The 19170-nt window shown below is 28.7% G+C and carries 18 protein-coding genes; 4 read left to right on the top strand and 14 right to left on the bottom strand.

Translation table 11 applies throughout. The features are described from left to right. Nucleotides 1-120 precede the first annotated feature (120 nt). Nucleotides 121-246 (top strand): hypothetical protein, encoded by a 126-nt coding sequence (locus tag OW763_RS13025; RefSeq protein ID WP_268041584.1) that lies wholly within the window; start codon nt 121-123, stop codon nt 244-246. Nucleotides 247-370: 124 nt separating this feature from the next. Here OW763_RS13025 and OW763_RS13030 read toward each other — a convergent pair whose 3' ends face one another. The 4 genes from OW763_RS13030 to OW763_RS13045 form a co-directional block, all read right to left on the bottom strand. After that, nucleotides 371-1582: a dicarboxylate/amino acid:cation symporter gene (locus OW763_RS13030; protein WP_268041585.1), complete on the bottom strand. Its 1212-nt coding sequence runs from the start codon at nt 1580-1582 to the stop codon at nt 371-373. A 287-nt stretch (nt 1583-1869) separates the two neighbouring features. Continuing rightward, the gene (locus OW763_RS13035; protein WP_268041586.1) at nt 1870-2742 is read right to left on the bottom strand and encodes a DegV family protein; all 873 of its coding nucleotides are present in this window, start codon (nt 2740-2742) and stop codon (nt 1870-1872) included. Between the two features lie 218 nt (nt 2743-2960). Further along, the gene (locus OW763_RS13040) at nt 2961-4208 is read right to left on the bottom strand and encodes a competence/damage-inducible protein A (RefSeq protein WP_268041587.1); all 1248 of its coding nucleotides are present in this window, start codon (nt 4206-4208) and stop codon (nt 2961-2963) included. Between the two features lie 61 nt (nt 4209-4269). Further along, nucleotides 4270-4584: a hypothetical protein gene (locus OW763_RS13045; RefSeq protein ID WP_268041588.1), complete on the bottom strand. Its 315-nt coding sequence runs from the start codon at nt 4582-4584 to the stop codon at nt 4270-4272. 209 nt (nt 4585-4793) lie between these two features. Between OW763_RS13045 and OW763_RS13050 the strand changes: the two genes are divergently transcribed. Further along, nucleotides 4794-5900, top strand: coding sequence for an HD-GYP domain-containing protein (locus OW763_RS13050; protein WP_268041589.1), 1107 nt, complete (start codon nt 4794-4796; stop codon nt 5898-5900). Between the two features lie 30 nt (nt 5901-5930). Here OW763_RS13050 and OW763_RS13055 read toward each other — a convergent pair whose 3' ends face one another. Further along, on the bottom strand, nt 5931-8291 hold the full coding sequence (locus tag OW763_RS13055) for an ATP-dependent DNA helicase (protein ID WP_268041590.1): 2361 nt from the start codon (nt 8289-8291) through the stop codon (nt 5931-5933). Between the two features lie 201 nt (nt 8292-8492). On the opposite strand from OW763_RS13055, the gene OW763_RS13060 reads away from it, so the two are divergent. Continuing rightward, nucleotides 8493-9998 (top strand): hypothetical protein, encoded by a 1506-nt coding sequence (locus OW763_RS13060; protein ID WP_268041591.1) that lies wholly within the window; start codon nt 8493-8495, stop codon nt 9996-9998. Nucleotides 9999-10105: 107 nt separating this feature from the next. On the opposite strand, the gene OW763_RS13065 is transcribed toward OW763_RS13060, so the two are convergent. From OW763_RS13065 to OW763_RS13080, 4 genes are all read right to left on the bottom strand, one after another. After that, complete coding sequence (locus OW763_RS13065) at nt 10106-10723, bottom strand: amidase domain-containing protein (RefSeq protein WP_268041592.1); 618 nt, start codon at nt 10721-10723, stop codon at nt 10106-10108. Nucleotides 10724-10936: 213 nt separating this feature from the next. After that, a complete protein-coding gene (locus tag OW763_RS13070; RefSeq protein ID WP_268041593.1) occupies nt 10937-11659 on the bottom strand; it encodes an amino acid ABC transporter ATP-binding protein in 723 nt (240 codons plus the stop codon). Continuing rightward, nucleotides 11652-12347, bottom strand: a complete 696-nt coding sequence (locus OW763_RS13075) for an amino acid ABC transporter permease (protein ID WP_268041594.1) — start codon at nt 12345-12347, stop codon at nt 11652-11654. Before OW763_RS13075 ends, OW763_RS13070 begins: the two co-directional genes overlap by 8 nt. A gap of 93 nt (nt 12348-12440) precedes the next feature. Next, nucleotides 12441-13262 (bottom strand): transporter substrate-binding domain-containing protein, encoded by an 822-nt coding sequence (locus OW763_RS13080; RefSeq protein ID WP_268041595.1) that lies wholly within the window; start codon nt 13260-13262, stop codon nt 12441-12443. 242 nt (nt 13263-13504) lie between these two features. Here OW763_RS13080 and OW763_RS13085 point away from each other — a divergent pair, with 242 nt between their 5' ends. Beyond that, the gene (locus OW763_RS13085; RefSeq protein WP_268041596.1) at nt 13505-14704 is read left to right on the top strand and encodes a cation:proton antiporter; all 1200 of its coding nucleotides are present in this window, start codon (nt 13505-13507) and stop codon (nt 14702-14704) included. Nucleotides 14705-14801: 97 nt separating this feature from the next. Here OW763_RS13085 and OW763_RS13090 read toward each other — a convergent pair whose 3' ends face one another. From OW763_RS13090 to accB, 5 genes are all read right to left on the bottom strand, one after another. Continuing rightward, a complete protein-coding gene (locus tag OW763_RS13090; protein WP_268041597.1) occupies nt 14802-15746 on the bottom strand; it encodes an acetyl-CoA carboxylase carboxyltransferase subunit alpha in 945 nt (314 codons plus the stop codon). Between the two features lie 82 nt (nt 15747-15828). Further along, nucleotides 15829-16695 (bottom strand): acetyl-CoA carboxylase, carboxyltransferase subunit beta, encoded by an 867-nt coding sequence (gene accD, locus OW763_RS13095; RefSeq protein ID WP_268041598.1) that lies wholly within the window; start codon nt 16693-16695, stop codon nt 15829-15831. 14 nt (nt 16696-16709) lie between these two features. Next, nucleotides 16710-18059, bottom strand: coding sequence for an acetyl-CoA carboxylase biotin carboxylase subunit (locus OW763_RS13100; protein ID WP_268041599.1), 1350 nt, complete (start codon nt 18057-18059; stop codon nt 16710-16712). Nucleotides 18060-18132: 73 nt separating this feature from the next. Beyond that, nucleotides 18133-18567 (bottom strand): 3-hydroxyacyl-ACP dehydratase FabZ, encoded by a 435-nt coding sequence (gene fabZ, locus OW763_RS13105; protein WP_268041600.1) that lies wholly within the window; start codon nt 18565-18567, stop codon nt 18133-18135. Between the two features lie 128 nt (nt 18568-18695). Continuing rightward, nucleotides 18696-19166 (bottom strand): acetyl-CoA carboxylase biotin carboxyl carrier protein, encoded by a 471-nt coding sequence (gene accB / locus OW763_RS13110; RefSeq protein ID WP_268041601.1) that lies wholly within the window; start codon nt 19164-19166, stop codon nt 18696-18698. Nucleotides 19167-19170: the final 4 nt, after the last annotated feature.

Raw genomic sequence — 19170 nt, forward strand, 5'->3', positions numbered from 1 at the left:
ATTTAAAATACTGTTATTGTAACTATATTTAATAATAAATTGTAACTGTTTTGTTACTTTATTAAAAGTTATAAACTGTAAAATATATTATAGAAATAGTTTCCTTTAAGGGGTGGTAATATGCTTATAAAAGATATTAACATTGGAAGAAAAAATTTATCATATGATATGCAAAGCTTAAAAAATAAATTAAATTTATTTGAAGCACTAACTATACTATTTTTATTAATTACTGTTTTAGTATAATACTTAGAAAACTTATTTAAGAGTTATTGTAACCTTAAACTCCTTATGTTTTTTACATAAGGTTTTTTTAAAACTAAAAACCATATATGATTGAATATAATCATATATGGTTTTATTCACATTATTAAAAAGTTGTTTTAGGAAATTCTTTTACTACCTGAGCTTCTTGAACAATTTTACGCTTCTTTGAAATTACATTCATTATTATTGCTATAGCTCCATCTCCTGTTACATTTGTCGCTGTTCCAAAACTATCTTGTGCTGCATGTAGTGCTATCATTAGTCCCTGCTGTGCTGGATTAAATAATAGCATATCTTGAAGAAGTCCGAGCGATGCCATTATGCCGCCACCCGGTATTCCCGGTGCAGCTACCATAGTTACTCCCAACATAAGTATAAATGGAAACATAGCTCCAAATGTAGGAGTTTGTCCACTTATCAACATAACTCCCATAGATGCTAGTACTATAGTAATTGTATCTCCAGCAAGATGTATTGTTGCACATAATGGAATAACAAAATCAACAATATCATCATCTACTTCATTTTTTCTAGCACATTGTAATGTTACTGGAATAGTTGCGGCTGACGATTGTGTCCCAAGTGCTGTGAAATATGCTGGAATCATATTTCTTATAGACTTAATTGGATTCTTACCACTCACAATCCATGATATTCCATATTGAACTACTAAATAACCGATATGAAGCACTAAAATAATAGCATATACAGATGAGAATGCCTTTAATGTTTTAAATATCTCTCCTGCAACTGTTAATTTTACAAATATACCTGTTATATGTATTGGCACACAAGGTATAATTACATTTTTTACTACAAGTGTTACAATTCTTTGAAAATCCTTCATTGCACCTAATAAAGTCTTTCCTTTAATATGAGCCATTCCAAGTCCTAACATAAATGCTGCAACAAGAGCTGTCATAACACCCATAATTGGCGGTATAGTAATTGTAAAATATGGTTCTAAATTAACCGCAGATTTTTCAGCTAATTCTCCAGCTTTTATTACTTTAGGAAGTATTGATGCTCCAAACATATATGCTAAAGTACCTGCTGCTACCGCAGATACATATGCAAATGCTGCTGTTATCCCCAATAATTTACCCGATCCTTTTCCTAAATCAGCTATTCCTGGTGCAACAAATCCTACTATTATACATGGAATAATAAAACTTAACAAATTTCCAAATATACTAGAAAAAGTAATAAATATTCTAGAAACAAAATATATTTCTGTAGATTTTGATACCATTCCAATTATAATACCTAAAACTATACCTATAATCAATCTAGGTAAAAGTCCAACCTTTTTCATTATTTTAAAGCCCCCTTTTTATTTGGTAAAAACAAAATAGTATAACTAAAAATTTTTACATAATTTCACTTCACATTATTCGCCCCATCTGTTTCTATGTGGTATACATTTGTTTTTATTGTAAACACAGTAATCATACTACCATCTTTTGTATACACTGTCAACAGCAAAATATATTCTTTTCTTTGATACAAATTTGATGATTGTTCAAAATAAAAAAGGTTTAGTAATAATCTTTAATTATTATTACTAAACCTTTTTAACATCCATTATAGTCTATACGCTAACTACATTACTCTTTCTTTACCAATGAAGCATAATGAAAGCATTCCTACTCCAGTATGAGATGCAATTACAGGTCCTACATGATTAATTATAATTTCTTTAACCTTAAATCTTTCCTGTACCATTTCTTTTAAATATAATGCATCTTTAATACAATCTCCATGACTTATTCCAATAACCTGATTTTCATCATCTATCATATTTTCTTCAAATTTATCTATAAGGGATTTAAGGGCTTTTTTTCTGCCTCTTATATTATTTACATTTTTAAGTCCACCCTCTTTATCAATATATATCACAGGTTTAATTTTAAGTAATGTCCCTATGTTAGCTTTTACAGCTGAAAGTCTTCCTCCTTTTTTTAAATGAATTAAATCTTCTACAATAAACCAATGATGTACATTAAACTTATTTTCTTCTACCCAATTAACTATTTCTTCTTTTGATGCTCCATTTTTTAACATATTATATACATTATAAACAATAAGACCTTCTCCTATACATGCACTTTTAGTATCTATTACCGTTATATCCGCATTCTGAAATTCTTCTTCAACTAACTGTTTCGCTATATTAGCACTGCTAAAGCATCCACTCATTTTTGAAGACATAGCTAAATAAATTATAGCTTTTTCTTGTTTTACATATTTCTCAAACAACTCCTGAAATCTGTATACATTTATTTGTGATGTAGTAGGCATAGAACCTTCTCTTATCTTTTTATAGAAATATTCATAAGTTAATGTTTTACCAAAATCATCTATGTATTCTTCTTCATCTAAATGACATATAAGCCCTAATGACGGTATATCGTTATTTTCAATAAATTCTAATGGTAAATCACAACTTGAATCTACAATAATTACAGTATTCATATTTTAAATCCCCTTTATTATTACTAATATATCTTATACAAATTTTGCCAACCATTCTATCTAAAATCAACTCTTTACGCTTATGAATATCCATAATAATTTTTAGATATATTATAAATTTCTGCACTTTTAGGCAGAGAAAGATTTGTTTTTTGAAGCATATTTTCCATAGCTTTATCAAAAATATATACTTACTTAGTATAAAATATTTTTTTATACTATTCCTTTAGAACTCCTTTTAGTATTTCTCTTCTAAGCCATTCTAATACTCTAATTACAGTGCTATTTCTTACTCTCTGTCTGTCTCCTACCAAGCGTAATTCTTTTGTTTTCATTTTTCCTTTTATATATAATCCTACATATACAAGCCCAATTGGTTTTTCACTACTTCCACCACCTGGTCCTGCAATCCCTGTTGTTGAAATTCCAATATCAGTATTTGCTGTTTTTGCAATTCCTTCTGCCATTTCCGCAGCTGTTTGACTGCTTACAGCTCCATATTTATCAAGAGTCTCTTTTTTTACATTTAATCTTTTCATTTTTGCTTCATTTGAATATGTAATAATACCTTCTTTAAAAACCTCTGAAATTCCTGGATAATTTATTATTTTTCCTGCTAAAAGACCACCTGTGCATGATTCAGCCGTAGCTATAGTTAATTTATTGTTTACAAGAATATTTCCAATTACTTCTTCAATAGAGGTTTCTCCTTCCCCATATACTGCAATACCAATTTTTTCCCTTATTTGATTTTCAACAGGTACAATTAAATCTTCTGCTTCTTTTTGTGTTTTTGCTTTTGCTGTAATTCTAAATATAACTTCGTTTTCCTTTGCATAAGGTGCTACTGTTGGATTATATGAATTATCTATAATATCTCCTATTTGCTCTGAAGCAGCACTTTCTCCTATTCCAATAACTCTAAGTATCTTAGAAAATAATATACCATCTTGATATTTACTTAAATATGGGATAACGCTTTTTTCAAACATAGGTTTCATTTCCTTTGGTGGCCCTGGCAACACTATTAAAATCTTGTTATCCTTTTCTATTATGCACCCTGGCGCGGTTCCTTTATCGTTAGGTAATATATGTGCTTCTTTGGGAAAATAGGCTTGCTTTTTATTACTTTGAACCATTTTTCTATTCATCTTATTAAAATATTCTTCAATTTTTTCTAGTATATCTTCATATAAAACAGATTCCATCTGAAAATACTCAAAAGCTATTTCTTTTGTTAAATCATCTTTTGTAGGTCCAAGCCCTCCAGTTGTAATTACCAAATCTGCTCTATTAAAAGCAAGCTTATAAGCTTCCTTTAATCTTTCAGGATTATCACCAATCACTGATTGATGATATACATCTATTCCTAAATCAGCTAGCCGTTTTGCTATATACTGTGCATTTGTATTAACTATATTTCCTAATAATATTTCTGTGCCCACTGCTAATATTTCCGCTTTCATATTTACCCCTCTTTCAATACTTACTTACATACATTATTATAACAAAAAATAGCAGCACAAACTAAGAATATTGTTTTACAATATTCTTAGTTTGTATAATTTGAATTTTTTCATCTAAAATAATAAGCTCATATTTATACGATCTGTTTTTGACAAATATATTATTCTCAGCAATTAAATTTGCTTCTTTTAAATCCTTTGCTTTAAAAATGAAAGATCCTCCATTTTTATTAAAGTATCCTCCACCTATTAAATACTTAGCTTTTCCCTTGTTATCCGTCTTTCTTATGTAAGCTTTATTAGTTGATTTTTCTTTTAGATTATTTCTATCAATAAAATAATTAACCCTTATAAATAAATTACTATTATTATTCATCAAATATACCTCCACTTAGAAAAACTATATTTCTAATTTATGTTTTAATTATATCGAACAAATGTTCGCTCGTCAATATATATCATTTTTGTATATTATTCATAATTTATTAGAAAATATTTCTTAAAAGTAATACACCAAGCATATAAAATGTTATATACTTAATATTAAGTAATTATTTTGTCATTAAATGTAGAGGAGTATATAATATGAGAATTGTACCAATTGAATGTGCTAAAGAAGGTTGTTTCCTGGCTAAAACAATTTTTGATAGCGATGGAAGAATTTTATTAAGAGAAGGTGTACAACTTAATAAAACTATTTTAAATAGAATTAAGAGTATTGGCATTTTTAGTATATATATACACGATGAATATAGTACTATTGAACTTGAAGATATAATTAAACCTGAAATACGTCAAAAATCTATTAAAGTTTTAAAAGAAAGCTTCTCTAATACCGATAAATATATGTTTAACCTTAATACAACTAGCTATAGCAATAAGATGTTAAAGGAAAGACAAGACTATTTTAATTCTATAAATAAAATAGCAGAAGAAATACTTGAACAAATACTTTTTCAAGAAAATATAATGATAAATTTAGTTGACATAAAAAGTATGGATAATTATACATATCAGCACTGCGTAAATGTTGCTGTACTCTCTCTTATACTTGGAATTCAGCTTCAGTTAAAAAAATCAGAATTACTCAATTTATCTATAGGCGCTTTACTACATGATATTGGTAAAGTTATGGTACCTAAAGAGATTTTAAATAAAGAAGGTCCTTTAAATTCTGAAGAATTTGAACTAATAAAACAACATACTTCAAAAGGTTACAAGTACTTAACCGGAAATATAAATATACCTGCTCCAGCCAGAGTTATAGTGCTTCAGCATCACGAAAAGGTAGATGGAAGTGGTTATCCTGAAGGTAGAAAAGGTAATCGTATAAGTAAACTCTCCAAGGTAGTTGCTGTAGCCGATGTATATGATGCTCTAACTTCAGATAGATGCTATAGAAGAGCTCTAAGTCCTAATGAAGCTGTTGAATATATCTTAGGTAGCGCTCAAACTCAGTTTGATTACGAAATAGTTAAGGCTTTTGCTTCTGCGGTAATTCCTTATCCTAAAGGAAGTTTAGTAGAATTAAGTACTGGAGATATTGCTTTAGTTGAAGATATATATCCTAATTTTCCATTACGTCCTAAACTTAAAATAATAAAGAGTACGGATAAAAATAAAATAAATACTATTTTGGAACTGACAGAAGAATTAGATGTGGTAATTAAAGATATAGCGTATGAAGTTTAAAAAGTTTAAAGTATAGCGCAGAACATCGCTCTATACTCTAAACTTTTCCCAAAAATTATTTATACTCTGTCGTATATGCTTTGTATTAATAATCTTTATAACTGAATTCCATTCCTTTGGAAACAACTTTTTATAAGAAAAATATGTGAACCTCTCATCTATAAGTAACACCACTCCTTTATCCTCCTCTGTACGAATAACTCTACCTGCTGATTGCATTACTTTATTCATACCTGGATACGTATAGGCATATTCAAATCCTTTATTATTTTTTTCTTTAAAATAATTCATTATAATATTTCTTTCTAAACATATTTGTGGTAACCCTACCCCTACAATTATAGTTCCTATTAATCTATCTCCTGTTAAATCAATACCTTCTGAAAAAATTCCTCCCATAACAGCAAACCCTACTAAAATTTCAGTATTACATTCCGAAAACTTATGTAAAAAATTCTCTCTTTCTTCTTCTTTCATAGCAACTTCCTGACACATTGTATTTATTTCTGGGTTTTTATCACAAAATCTCATATAAACTTCATTCATATATTTATAAGATGGGAAAAACACAATATAGTTTCCTGTTTTCTCTTTAACCACAATCTCTATATCTTCTACTACTTTATCATAAGTAAATTCTCTCATCTTATATTTTGTAGAAATTTTATCATCTACCATCAAACATAAATTTTTTCTGTCAAAAGGTGAATTTAATCTAACTCTATAAGAATTTTCATCTCCTCCTAAAATATCAACAAAATAATTCATAGGCATTAGAGTGGCAGAAAACAAGATTGCTGCTTTACCTCTCTTCATAGCTTCTTTCAAAAGATAAGAAGGATCTAAACAAAATAACTTCAATCTTACATCATCATAAGTTTTTTCTGCATAAGTTATGTACCTTTCATCATACCCCTCTGATGTTCTTATAAAATCTAAAGCTTTAAAATAAAACTCCATAAGCTGGTCTTTAAAACTGAATTCATTATTTTTATTTTCTAACATCCATTTTTCTGCATAGTATATAAATTCTATAATAACAGGAAATATTTCATGTGGTGGTTCTTTATCTAAATATTGATTATTACCTATTTCACATTTTTTACGGGTTTTAATCATATATGAATTAATTTTATTTAATTTACTTGAGAGTTCTTTTGCTTGGTTTTTTGTCTCCTTTTTCAATTTTAACACTTCTGTTTTATTAATTTCTGCTGAAAACATCTCCCTGGCTCTATCCACAAGATTATGTGCCTCATCAACTAATAAAACAGAATTTGTATTGTTCTCTGCAAAAAATCTTTTCAAATGCACTCTAGGATCAAAAGCATAGTTATAATCACAAATTATACAATCGGCATAATTTGCAAGTTCCAATGAAAACTCAAAAGGGCATATTTTATGTTTTTGTGCATACTTTTCTATAATTCCTCTAGAAAATTCTTCTTCTTTAAAAATATCCTTAATAGCTTCATTTATTCTATCAAAATATCCTTTTGCAAATTTGCACTCTTCTGCATTACACCCTTTTTCTGAGTTAAAACATATTTTATCTTTAGCTGTAATTGTAACATTTTTTAATTTTAATCCCTTTAAACGCATATTTTTCAAAGTTTTTTCAGCAGCAGTCCTCGTTATAGTTTTAGCTGTTAAATAAAATATTTTTGATACATGACCTTCTCTCATTGCTTTTATGCTTGGAAAAAGTACAGCAGCAGTTTTTCCAATCCCTGTTGGTGCCTGTGCAAATATTTTTTTACTCTCTTCTATTGTTTTATATACTGCAACAGCTAATTTTCTCTGTCCTTCTCTATAACTTGAAAAAGGAAATGATAGCTCTTTAATAGATTCATCTCTCAGTTTATATATATTATTTAACATTCTTGCCCACTCTAAGTATTTTTCTGCTACATTATCAAAAAAAATCTCCAATTCGTTTAAATTAAAGGTTTTAACAAATCTTTTTATACCTTTTGTATCCATTTGATAATAAGTAAGTTGAACATCTATATTTTCAATTTTATTCTGTATAGAATAAATATAAGCATAACATTTAGCCTGCGCCCAATGGAGCTCATTATAGTCTTCTTCAAGCAATTCTAAAGGAATTGTAGTAGTTTTTATTTCGTCTATTGTAATTTTATCTTCATTTTCTATTATTCCATCTGCACGACCACTTATTTCTAATTTTATCCCTTTCTTTTCTACAGAATGCGAAAGCGTCACTTCACTCTTATATTCCTTAGGCGAAGATTTTTGTATTTTCTGATGAGCTTTTATTGCATCTACATTTCTAGTACTTCCCATAAACTCAGATACTAAATCCCCTGAGCGTAGTACAAACTCTACTAAACCTCTAACAGAAATTTTAATAGTTTCTATATCCTTCATAATAATCCCCTTATGCACTTTATTAATTTAGTTATACTATCCGCTAAATATAATCTTAACATTGTTCTTAGATTATATTTTAACATTTAAAAGTATAAAATTTAAATTATATATTATAAACTGATGCAGTTGAGTATTATCAATTTTATGTGTTAATATATTTAATATAATCTATTATTTTCCTAAAAGGAGGTAAACAAGTTGCATTTATTACGAAATAAGTTAACCAAAACATTTATTACAACTTTTATGTTTGTATTCATATTTTTTTTAATTCAATGTTTTAATACTATTCTTACCAAAGCTGTTACTAAAGAATCAAATAATACTATAAGTACTGCAAATATTATTAATATAAACAAACAATATACTGACAGCCTAAAAGATAAAAATGATATTAACTATTATAAATTCACTTTATCTTTTGACGGAGAAATAGGCTTCAAATTCACTCATAAAGAATTAAATAATACTTCTACATGTTGGAAAGTAGACATTATTAATGAAGATGGAAAAGAATATTCAAATTTAAGTTCTGAGGGCATAGACATTAAAAATTATATGTCTATAGGTCTTCCTAAAGGCTCTTATTATATACGGATAAAACCTGTTAATTTTATTAGTATTCCTTATAATTTTATACTAAAATTCACACAAAGTGACTTTTTCGAAAAAGAATTTAATAACACCTTAAGCACATCAAACCTTATTAACATAAACAAACAAATTACTGGAACTTTACAAAATATAAGTGACATAGATTACTATAAATTTAATTTACCCTTTGATGGTAATATAAATCTAGAATTTTCTCATGAAGAATTAGAAAATAGTTATAATGGTATATATTGGCGAGTAAGTATCGTTGATGAAAACAAAAAAACATACACTTCTTTAGTCTCTAAAGGAACTGATATAAAAAACTCCTTATCTGTAGGTCTTCCTAAAGGTACTTATTACATTAGTATAAAACCTTTTAAATTCATTAACATACCTTATAACTTCACATTACACTTTAAGAAAACTAATTTTTGTGAACAGGAATTTAATAACAGTATAAGCACTTCAAATACTATAGTAGCAAACAAAGAATATACAGGTACTTTACAATCAGTTAATGATTTAGATTATTATAAGTTTATACTAACTGATAATAGACAACTAACAGTTTGTTTTACTCATGAAGAATTAAGTATAAATTCTTCCTCTACTTATTGGACAATAAGTATTATTAGTAAAGAAGGAACCGAGCGTAAATCTATGGTATCTTTTAGTGACGATATTAGTGATTCTTTATCTATAGGTCTAGCTAGAGGAACTTATTATATACGTATAAAGAGTTCTAACTCTAGATTAACTAATATTCCTTACAAAGTGATACTCTATGGAGATTTTTCTAAAGATACTTTTACTATAAAAGATAAGCAAACAGGTATTCCTTCTAATAAGATATGGGATATTACTGCATCAAAAGCAATCAATATAAATACAATAATACAAAAGAATATTTATGTTACTGATAAATATGGTGAAATAGTTCCAATGCTTTATTATACTGACCCTAAAACACCTAATACAATATCTCTTCTTCCTATAGATAATTATGATAAAGGAAAAACCTATACACTTTGGATTAAAGATTTGATTTTAGAAGGTGGTTCATTTCTAAAAAAACGTACTAAAATGGATTTTCAAATTTCAAAATGAAGTTTAAGATATGTTACTAAATTATAGCTTAGTTATAATCTGGATTATTCAAAAACCTCATGCATTTGCATGAGGTTTTATATCTTTTATTTATAATTAAATTCTAATTAATCATCTTTTATTTTATAAATATATATATAGGTTGTATCTTTATTGTTAAATTTGCTTAAATACCCATATAATGATACATATAAGCTATTTGAAGTATGCTGAGCCATAAATATATCGTATCTATATATCATCCAATTAAATCCTTTATCATGTATAATCTGTGTATGATATGGTAAATTATTATTCGGATCTCCATATTGAATTATATCTCCTTCTTTTAGGAATACATATAATCTATTAAAATTATTTAAAGCTTGCTGTACTGTGATTTTAACTGTTATAGCAGCTCTATTTACACCTATACCGTTTTCATTTGCCCAATGCTTTCTAAAATACCTAGCAACTCTCCATGTTATTGAAATTTGAGTTAAATCATCACAATTTTTAGTATTACAAAACCATTCTTCAAACGCATCCCATTTTTTCCCTAATTCTTGCATGCCACCTGCTTTTAATACCTGAGACACAAAATTAGTACAATCATCCTGTTCAAAATAAGGATATTCTTTTGTATTTGGAATTAATGCATATTTCTCTGCATATCTTTTAGCTGCTTGTCTATTATAGTGTAAATTCAAATCTCTTGTAAAATTTTCAGTATCAAAACTTACCATACTATCCTCTAAAATAATTGATGTTACTATATAATATAAAATTTATACATATTTTATGTCAGAGGACAAACCTTTTAAGTATATAAATTTTTTAAATAAAGCTATTATATAAATTAAAGTATAGATTATAAAAATCTATACTTTATAAAAACATTATTATCTTTTAACTTTAAATGTTTGATTTATAAATAAAACATACTCTTTTGAGCTATATTATAAAATTTTCCCTAAAAAATCTTTAGTTCTTTCATTTTTAGGAGAGCCAAATACCTCTTCTGGAATTCCTTCTTCTAAAATAACTCCTTCATCCATAAAGAAAACTCTATCCGCAACTTCTTTTGCAAATCCCATTTCATGCGTTACAATAACCATAGTCATTCCTTCTTTTGCAAGCTCCTTCATAACCTCTAAAACTTCTCCAACCATTTCTGGATCTAATGCAGAAGTAGGTTCATCAAAAAGCATAACATCTGGTGACATAGCAAGAGCTCTTGCTATTGCTATTCTCTGTTTTTGTCCACCTGAAAGCTGTTTTGGATATGAATTAGCTTTATCCTTTAAACCTACTCTATCTAATAAATTCAATGCAATCTTATCTGCTTCTTCTTTTGAAATTTTCTTTAATCTCATAGGTGCTAAAGTTATATTTTGCATTACACTTAGATGTGGAAAAAGATTAAATTGCTGGAAAACCATACCCATCTTTTCTCTTAATTTATTTATATCATTTGCTTTAGACATTATTGATTGTTCTTCAAATATTATTTCTCCATCGGTTGGTTCTTCTAAACGATTAAGACATCTTAAAAATGTACTTTTGCCTGAGCCTGAAGGCCCTATAACAACCACAACTTCACCTTTTTTAATATGAGCATTTACTCCTTTTAACACATGTATATCTCCAAATTTTTTATGTAAATTTGTTACTTTAATCACTAGCTTTCATCCTCCTCTCAGCAACACCTAATAATTTTGAAAGTCCAAATGTCAATACGAAATACATTGCTGCTGCAACAAGATATGGTGTAAATATTTTGTATGTAGCTCCTGCTGATACTCTAGCATTAAACATAAGCTCTTGTATTCCAACAACAGAAACAATTGCTGATTCCTTAATTACTGTAATGAATTCATTCCCTAATGCTGGTAATATATTTTTCAATGCTTGCGGAATAACTATCTCTTTCATAGATACACCATGAGGCAATCCAAGAGATCTAGCTGCTTCCATTTGACCTTTATCTATTGATTCAATACCACCTCTTATAATTTCTGCTACATAAGCTGTACTATTGATGCTTAACGATAATATAACCGATACAAATGCTATAAAATCTATCCCAAGTATACTTATATTTGGTAATTCCATTCCATAATTTAATAAAACAGTCGGCAATCCATAAAAAATTATGTATACCTGAACTAATAAAGGTGTTCCTCTTATTAATTCTATATATGCTGTAGCTAATCCTTTTAATATTTTGTTTTTAGACAATTTCATTAACGCTAAAAGTATCCCAAATACTACACCTAAAATAACTGTAAAAAATGATATAAGAACAGTTATACCTGCTCCCTTTAAAAAGAAATTAAAATATGTAGATAAGAAATCTGAAAAACCCATCTAATTTTCCTCCTATTAATATATATCCCTTCAAATAACCTAACAAAAGATAATGGCAAAATGCTCATTATCTTTTATACTAAACTAATTATATTATTCTGCTAATTCATTTGCTTTTGCTACAAATTCATTTATTTTATTTTCTGATACTAATCTATCTATAGTCTTATTTACTACTTCAACTAAATCTTCATTTCCCTTTTGAATAGCTATTGCTGAACCATCAGCTGGATTTCCAACAGGCATATCTGATACCATTATATCATCATTTTTTTCTGCATAAGCTTGTGCAACTGGTCCTTCAACAACTATAGCATCAACTTTTTTAGTTTTTAAAGAAAGTACTAATTCTGTAACTTTTCCTAATGAAGTAACGTTAGAATCTTTTATTTGTTCTTTAGCAATTTTTTCTTGAATTGAAGATGTTTGTGCTCCTAATTTCTTACCAGTTAAATCTTCTAAACTCTTATATGCCTCTTTATCTTCATTCCTAATCATTACATTTTGAACAGCCTTATAATATATTTTTGAAAAATCAACTTCTTTTGCTCTTTCTGGAGTAGGCGTCATTCCTGATATTATTATGTCCACTTTTGCTGTTTTTAATGATGGTATAAGTCCATCAAAGTCCATATCTTTAATTTCAAGTTCAACACCAAGATCCTTTGCCATTTCTTTCGCTATTTCAATATCAAACCCTATTATTTCATCTTTTCCATCATTCATTTTATGAAATTCATATGGCGGATAATCAGCACAAGTTCCTAATACTAATTTACCATCCTTTTTTATTTTATCAATTTTTGATAAATTTTCTTTTGCATTATCAGATTTTTGACCACATCCTACAAATGCAACACTCATACATAAAACCACTGCACATATAACCGCTTTTATTTTTTTACTTTTAAACATGTATATTCCCCCTTAATTACGCTCATGTATTATTATACATTCAACTTTATATTTATACATTTCTTTTATAATTATTATACAGCTTAATTTATATTTATGCAATACTTTTTTATAACTATTTATTTCAAATTTTTTATATAATTGTTTTCAAATTTCTAATATGGTATAATATGTTATTAACGTTGTGTTATAAATCATATTATGCTTTTTTAATATCATACATTTAAGGGGGAACTTTCATCATGTCTTCAGCTCATTTTTTATTGGATTTAGCAATAATTTTACTAAGCACAAAATTATTAGGATTATTCGCTAGTAAACTTAAAATGCCTCAAGTTGTTGGAGCACTTCTTGCTGGCATTATAATTGGACCATCTGTTCTTAATATAGTTCATGGAACAGCTTTTATTAAACAAATGGCTGAACTTGGAGTAATTATTCTAATGTTTGGTGCCGGTCTAGAAACTGACTTAAAAGAATTAAAAAAATGTGGAAAAGCCTCTTTTGTTATTGCACTTATTGGAGTTATCTTACCTTTAATAGGCGGATTCATAATAGCAAGCTTTTTCAATAAAGGTAATACGTCTTTAAATATTACTAATAAAAGCTTTCTTGAAAATATATTTATTGGAGTAATTTTAACAGCTACTTCTGTAAGTATTACTGTAGAAACTCTTCAAGAGCTTGGTAAATTAAAAACTAATTCAGGAACTGCTATATTAGGTGCAGCAATTCTTGATGATATCCTAGGAATTATAATTTTGACAATTATAACTAGTTCAACTGATCCATCTGTACATATAAGTACAGTACTATTAAAAATAGCAGTTTTCTTTTTATTGGCTATAATCATGGGTATTGGATTTAAATATTTATTTAATATTATTAGTAAAGAATATGGTGAAAAAAAAAGACTTGCAATATTCGCATTTAGTTTTTGCTTAATTTTAGCTTTTATAGCAGAAGAGTATTTTGGTGTAGCTGATATAACAGGTGCTTATATAGCAGGAGTTTTTGTTTCAAATACAACTCATTCACATTACATTGAAGAAAAATTCCACAATATATCTTTTCTATTATTATCTCCAATATTTTTTGCAAGTATCGGACTAGAAATGACTTTACAAAATAGTGGTTTGAGTATGCTTATATTTACTTTATTATTGATATTTGTATCTATATTAACTAAAATAATAGGTTGTGGTCTAGGGGCTAGAATATGCGGCTATACTAAAGAAGAGTCTCTTCAGATTGGTGTGGGTATGGTTTCAAGAGGTGAAGTTGCACTTATTGTTGCAAATAAAGGTGCTTCTATAGGTCTTTTATCCCCTAACTTATTTCCTCCAATAATACTTGTAGTTATTGTTACTACTCTTATAACACCCATACTACTAAAATTAGTCTACAGCGAAAGATATGTTCATACACACGCTGCTGCATAAAAATCTTATGACTTTCTAATACAATAAAAAAAGTGCAATAAAATGGTACCTATAGAATGGACACTTTGAAAAAAGTGTTTAGACTATAGGTACTTTTTTATTCTATAAATTCTCCAATGTTTCTAAACTTTTGATATCTGTTTTCAATAGTTTGATCTATATTATCTAATAATTTATTAAAATCTATTTTTAATAATTCCGTTTTTATATTGCTTGCCATCTGTTCTATATCTTTATGTGCTCCACCTTCAGGTTCTTTTACAATTTTATCTATTATTTTATAACCTTTTAAATCCTGAGCTGTAATTTTCATAGCATCAGCTGCTTTTTTAACTTGAGAGGCATCTTTCCATAAAATACTTGCACAACCTTCTGGTGAAACAACTGAGTATACAGAATTCTCAAGCATCCATATTTCATCACTTACAGATAGTGCAAGAGCACCTCCACTTCCGCCTTCACCTATAACAATAGATATCACAGGCGTTCTTAAATTAGACATTTCCATAAGATTTTTTGCAATAGCTTCTCCTTGACCTCTTTCTTCTCCACCTATTCCTGGAAAAGCTCCTGGAGTATCTACAAAACAAATTACAGGTCTCTTAAATTTTTCTGCCTGTTTCATTAACCTTAATGCCTTTCTATATCCTTCTGGACTAGGCATTCCAAAGTTTCTTTTTATGTTTTCTTTTATATTTCTTCCTTTTTGTTGTCCTATAACAGTAACAGGCATTCCATTAAACTTAGCAATTCCCCCTATAATAGAAGGATCATCTTTAAAATATCTATCTCCATGGAGTTCTATAAATGAATCAAAAATTCTTTCAATATAATCAAAAGACGTTGGACGTTCTAACATTCTTGCTATTGTAAGTTTATCTACAGATGACAAGTTTGCATAAGCCTTTTTCTTAAATTCTTTAAGTTTTTTTTCTAGTCTATTTATTTCAAATGATAAATCAACTTCTTTTTCTTTAGAAAAGGTCTTTAAGTCTTCTATTTTTTTTGTAAGTTCACTAATCTTTTTTTCAAACTCTAGCATTTAAACACCTCTCTTATTCAGTTTAAAATTAACGTAAGAAATAATTCTCAATTTATTCTAAACTCCATACTCTAAACTATTATTAGTGCATTTCTAAAATTTTATATAATGTTTTTTTTAGTTTTTTTCTATTCACTATCTTATCTAAAAATCCATGTTCTAGTAAGAATTCTGCTCTTTGGAATCCTTCTGGAAGTTTTTGCTTTATAGTTTGTTCTATAACTCTTTGTCCTGCAAATCCTATAAGTGCTTGTGGTTCAGATAATATTAAATCTCCAAGCATTGCAAAGCTTGCAGTAACTCCTCCAGTCGTTGGATCTGTAAGTATTGGTATATATAAAAGCCCAGCTTCATTATGTCTTGCAATCGCAGCACTAGTTTTTGCCATTTGCATAAGTGAAATAACACCTTCTTGCATTCTCGCTCCACCAGATGCAGTAAACAAGATTACAGGAAGATTTTTTTTAGTAGCTTTTTCTATAGCACGAGTTATCTTTTCACCTACTACTGATCCCATACTTCCCATCATAAAATTGCCATCCATAACACCTATAACAATATCTTTTCCATACAATTTACCAATTCCTGTAACCACAGCTTCTTCAAGTTTTGATACACTCTTAGCTTTATTTACTTTTTCCTCATATCCTTCAAAAACTAAAGGATTTATTGTTTTAATCTCCGTATCAATTTCTCTAAATGTTCCTGTATCTATAATTAAATCTATTCTCTCTTTTGCACTCATTCTATAGTGTTTTCCACAATGATTACATATTTTAAAATTTGCGTCTAAATCTTTTTTATATAAAATCTTGCCACATTTATCACATTTAATCCACATACCATCTGGAATATTAGGCTTTTTCTCTTCTTCCTTCGGTAAATTTTCTATAGTATTTTTAACTGTTATATATTTTGTTTTCTTAAAAACTGGCTTAAATTTAAACATAAAATTCACCTACCTTAAAACAACGTATTTTCGTTGCTTTGAATAAATGCAGTATCATAGCTTCCTTCTTGAAAAGTCCCATTTTGTAATACCTTAAGCTGAAAGTCTATATTAGTATCTATACCTTCTATAACAAATTCCTCGAGCGCTCTCTTCATCTTCTCCACAGCCTCTGCTCTATTTTTTCCATGAACTATAAGCTTTGCTACCATAGAATCATATGTAGGAGGCAATTTATATTCTTGATAAATAGCACTATCAATTCTTATTCCATTTCCACCTGGTAAATGAACCATAGTAATTTTTCCAGGTGATGGCATAAATCCTTTTGCAGGATTTTCAGCATTTACTCTACACTCTATTGAATGACCTTCTATTTTAATATCTTCTTGAGATAATTCTAGTTTTTCATCTGCTGCTATTTTTATTTGTTCTTTTACTAAATCTACACCTGTTATCATCTCTGTAATTGGATGTTCTACTTGAATTCTTGTATTCATTTCCATGAAATAAAAATTAAACTTATTATCCACCAAAAATTCTATAGTTCCTGCTCCTTTATAATTAACAGCTTTAGCCGCTTTAACCGCTGTTTCTCCCATTTTTATTCTTAATTCTTCATTCATAATAGGACAAGGTGCTTCTTCTAATACTTTTTGGTTTCTTCTTTGAATAGAACAGTCCCTTTCATTAAGATGAATTATATTTCCGTAATTATCTCCTAAAATTTGAAATTCTATATGACGAGGCTTTTCAATAAATTTTTCTATATACATAGTATCGTCTCCAAAAGCACCTTTAGCCTCTGCCTTTGCTGTTTCAAATGCAGTTTTCAATTCATCTTTTGCTCTTACAATTCTTATTCCTCTTCCACCACCACCAGCAGAAGCCTTAACCATCACTGGATAACCAATTTCATCTGCTTCTTGTAAGGCTTCTTGTACAGTATCTACACTACCTTCTGTTCCTGGTATTACAGGTACTTTTGATTCCATCATTATTTCTCTTGCTTTTGATTTATTCCCCATCTTTTCGATGGTCTCAAAATCTGGTCCAATAAAAGTAATGTTGCATTCCTTACACATTTGTGCAAACTTACTATTTTCAGATAAAAATCCAAAACCAGGATGTATTGCTTCTGCACCAGTCAAAACCGTTGCACTAATTATATTTTCCATATTTAAATAACTACCACTAGCCTTAGCAGGTCCTATACAAACAGCCTCATCTGCAAGTTGTACATGCAATGCATTTTTATCTATATCTGAATATACAGCTACTGTCTGTATTCCCATTTCTCTACAAGCTCTAATTACTCTAACTGCAATCTCCCCACGATTAGCAATTAGTATCTTATTAAACATTCCTTCACCCTCTTTCTAGCAATTCACTAATATAATATCATCGCCACACATATAAAATTGCTATTATACCTATTTATTCTGCATCTCCTACCATAAACATTAACTCTGCTTCAGCTGCTTTTTTTCCGTCCACTGTAGCAATTGCTTTTGCAAATCCTGCTGGACCTCTCATTTTTGTCATTTCTACTTCTAATCTAATCACATCTCCTGGAACAACCTTACGTCTAAACTTAGCTTTATTTATTCCCCCAAAGTAAGCGATTTTCCCTTTATATTCTTCCATGCTTAAAAGAGCTACTGCCCCAACCTGCGCAAGTGCTTCTATTATTAAAACACCTGGCATAACAGGCTCTTGTGGAAAATGGCCCTGAAAAAAGTATTCATTTATAGTTACATTTTTATATCCAACCGCTCTTTTTCCTTCTTCAATTTCCTCTATTCTATCTACAAGCAAAAAGGGATATCTATGAGGTATAATTTCTTGTATTTCCTTTATTCCTAATGCCATTATCCGTTCCTCCTTAATTAATTCTTCTGAATTAACTTATTGTTTTAACCTTTACCCCTGACGGTCTAAAGCCATCCAAGCAGTAAAATACTGCATATGGATGGATATTTTATTATTTAATACATCAATTATATCTTTCTTGCTTTAAATAATGGTTGACCATACTCTACCATTTCTTCATTTTCAACTAACATTTCTACTATTTCATAATTTTCTTCAGCTTCTATTTCATTCATTAATTTCATTGCTTCTACTATACAAAGCACCTCTCCTTTTTTTACTTTGCTTCCTATCTTTACAAAAGGTTCTGCATCAGGTGCAGACGCATAGTAAAAAGTTCCTACTATAGGTGAACTTATAGTTTCTAAGTTTTCATGTGTTTCTTCACTTTCTAAGCTTACTTCCTCTTGAATCTTTTTTATAATTTGAGGTTCTTCTATTTTTTCTTCTTTTATCTCTTTTTGTTCCACAACTACTTTAGAAGAAACTTCTTCTCCTTTTTTCATTACTATACGTATACCTTCAGTTTCAATTTCTAAAGAAGAAAGTTTAGAATTACTCACAGTTTTTATTAATTCTTGAATACTTGTGTAATCCATATTT

Origin of the sequence: Clostridium aestuarii, assembly GCF_026735135.1 — a bacterium.
Lineage (GTDB): Bacteria > Bacillota > Clostridia > Clostridiales > Clostridiaceae > Clostridium_H > Clostridium_H aestuarii.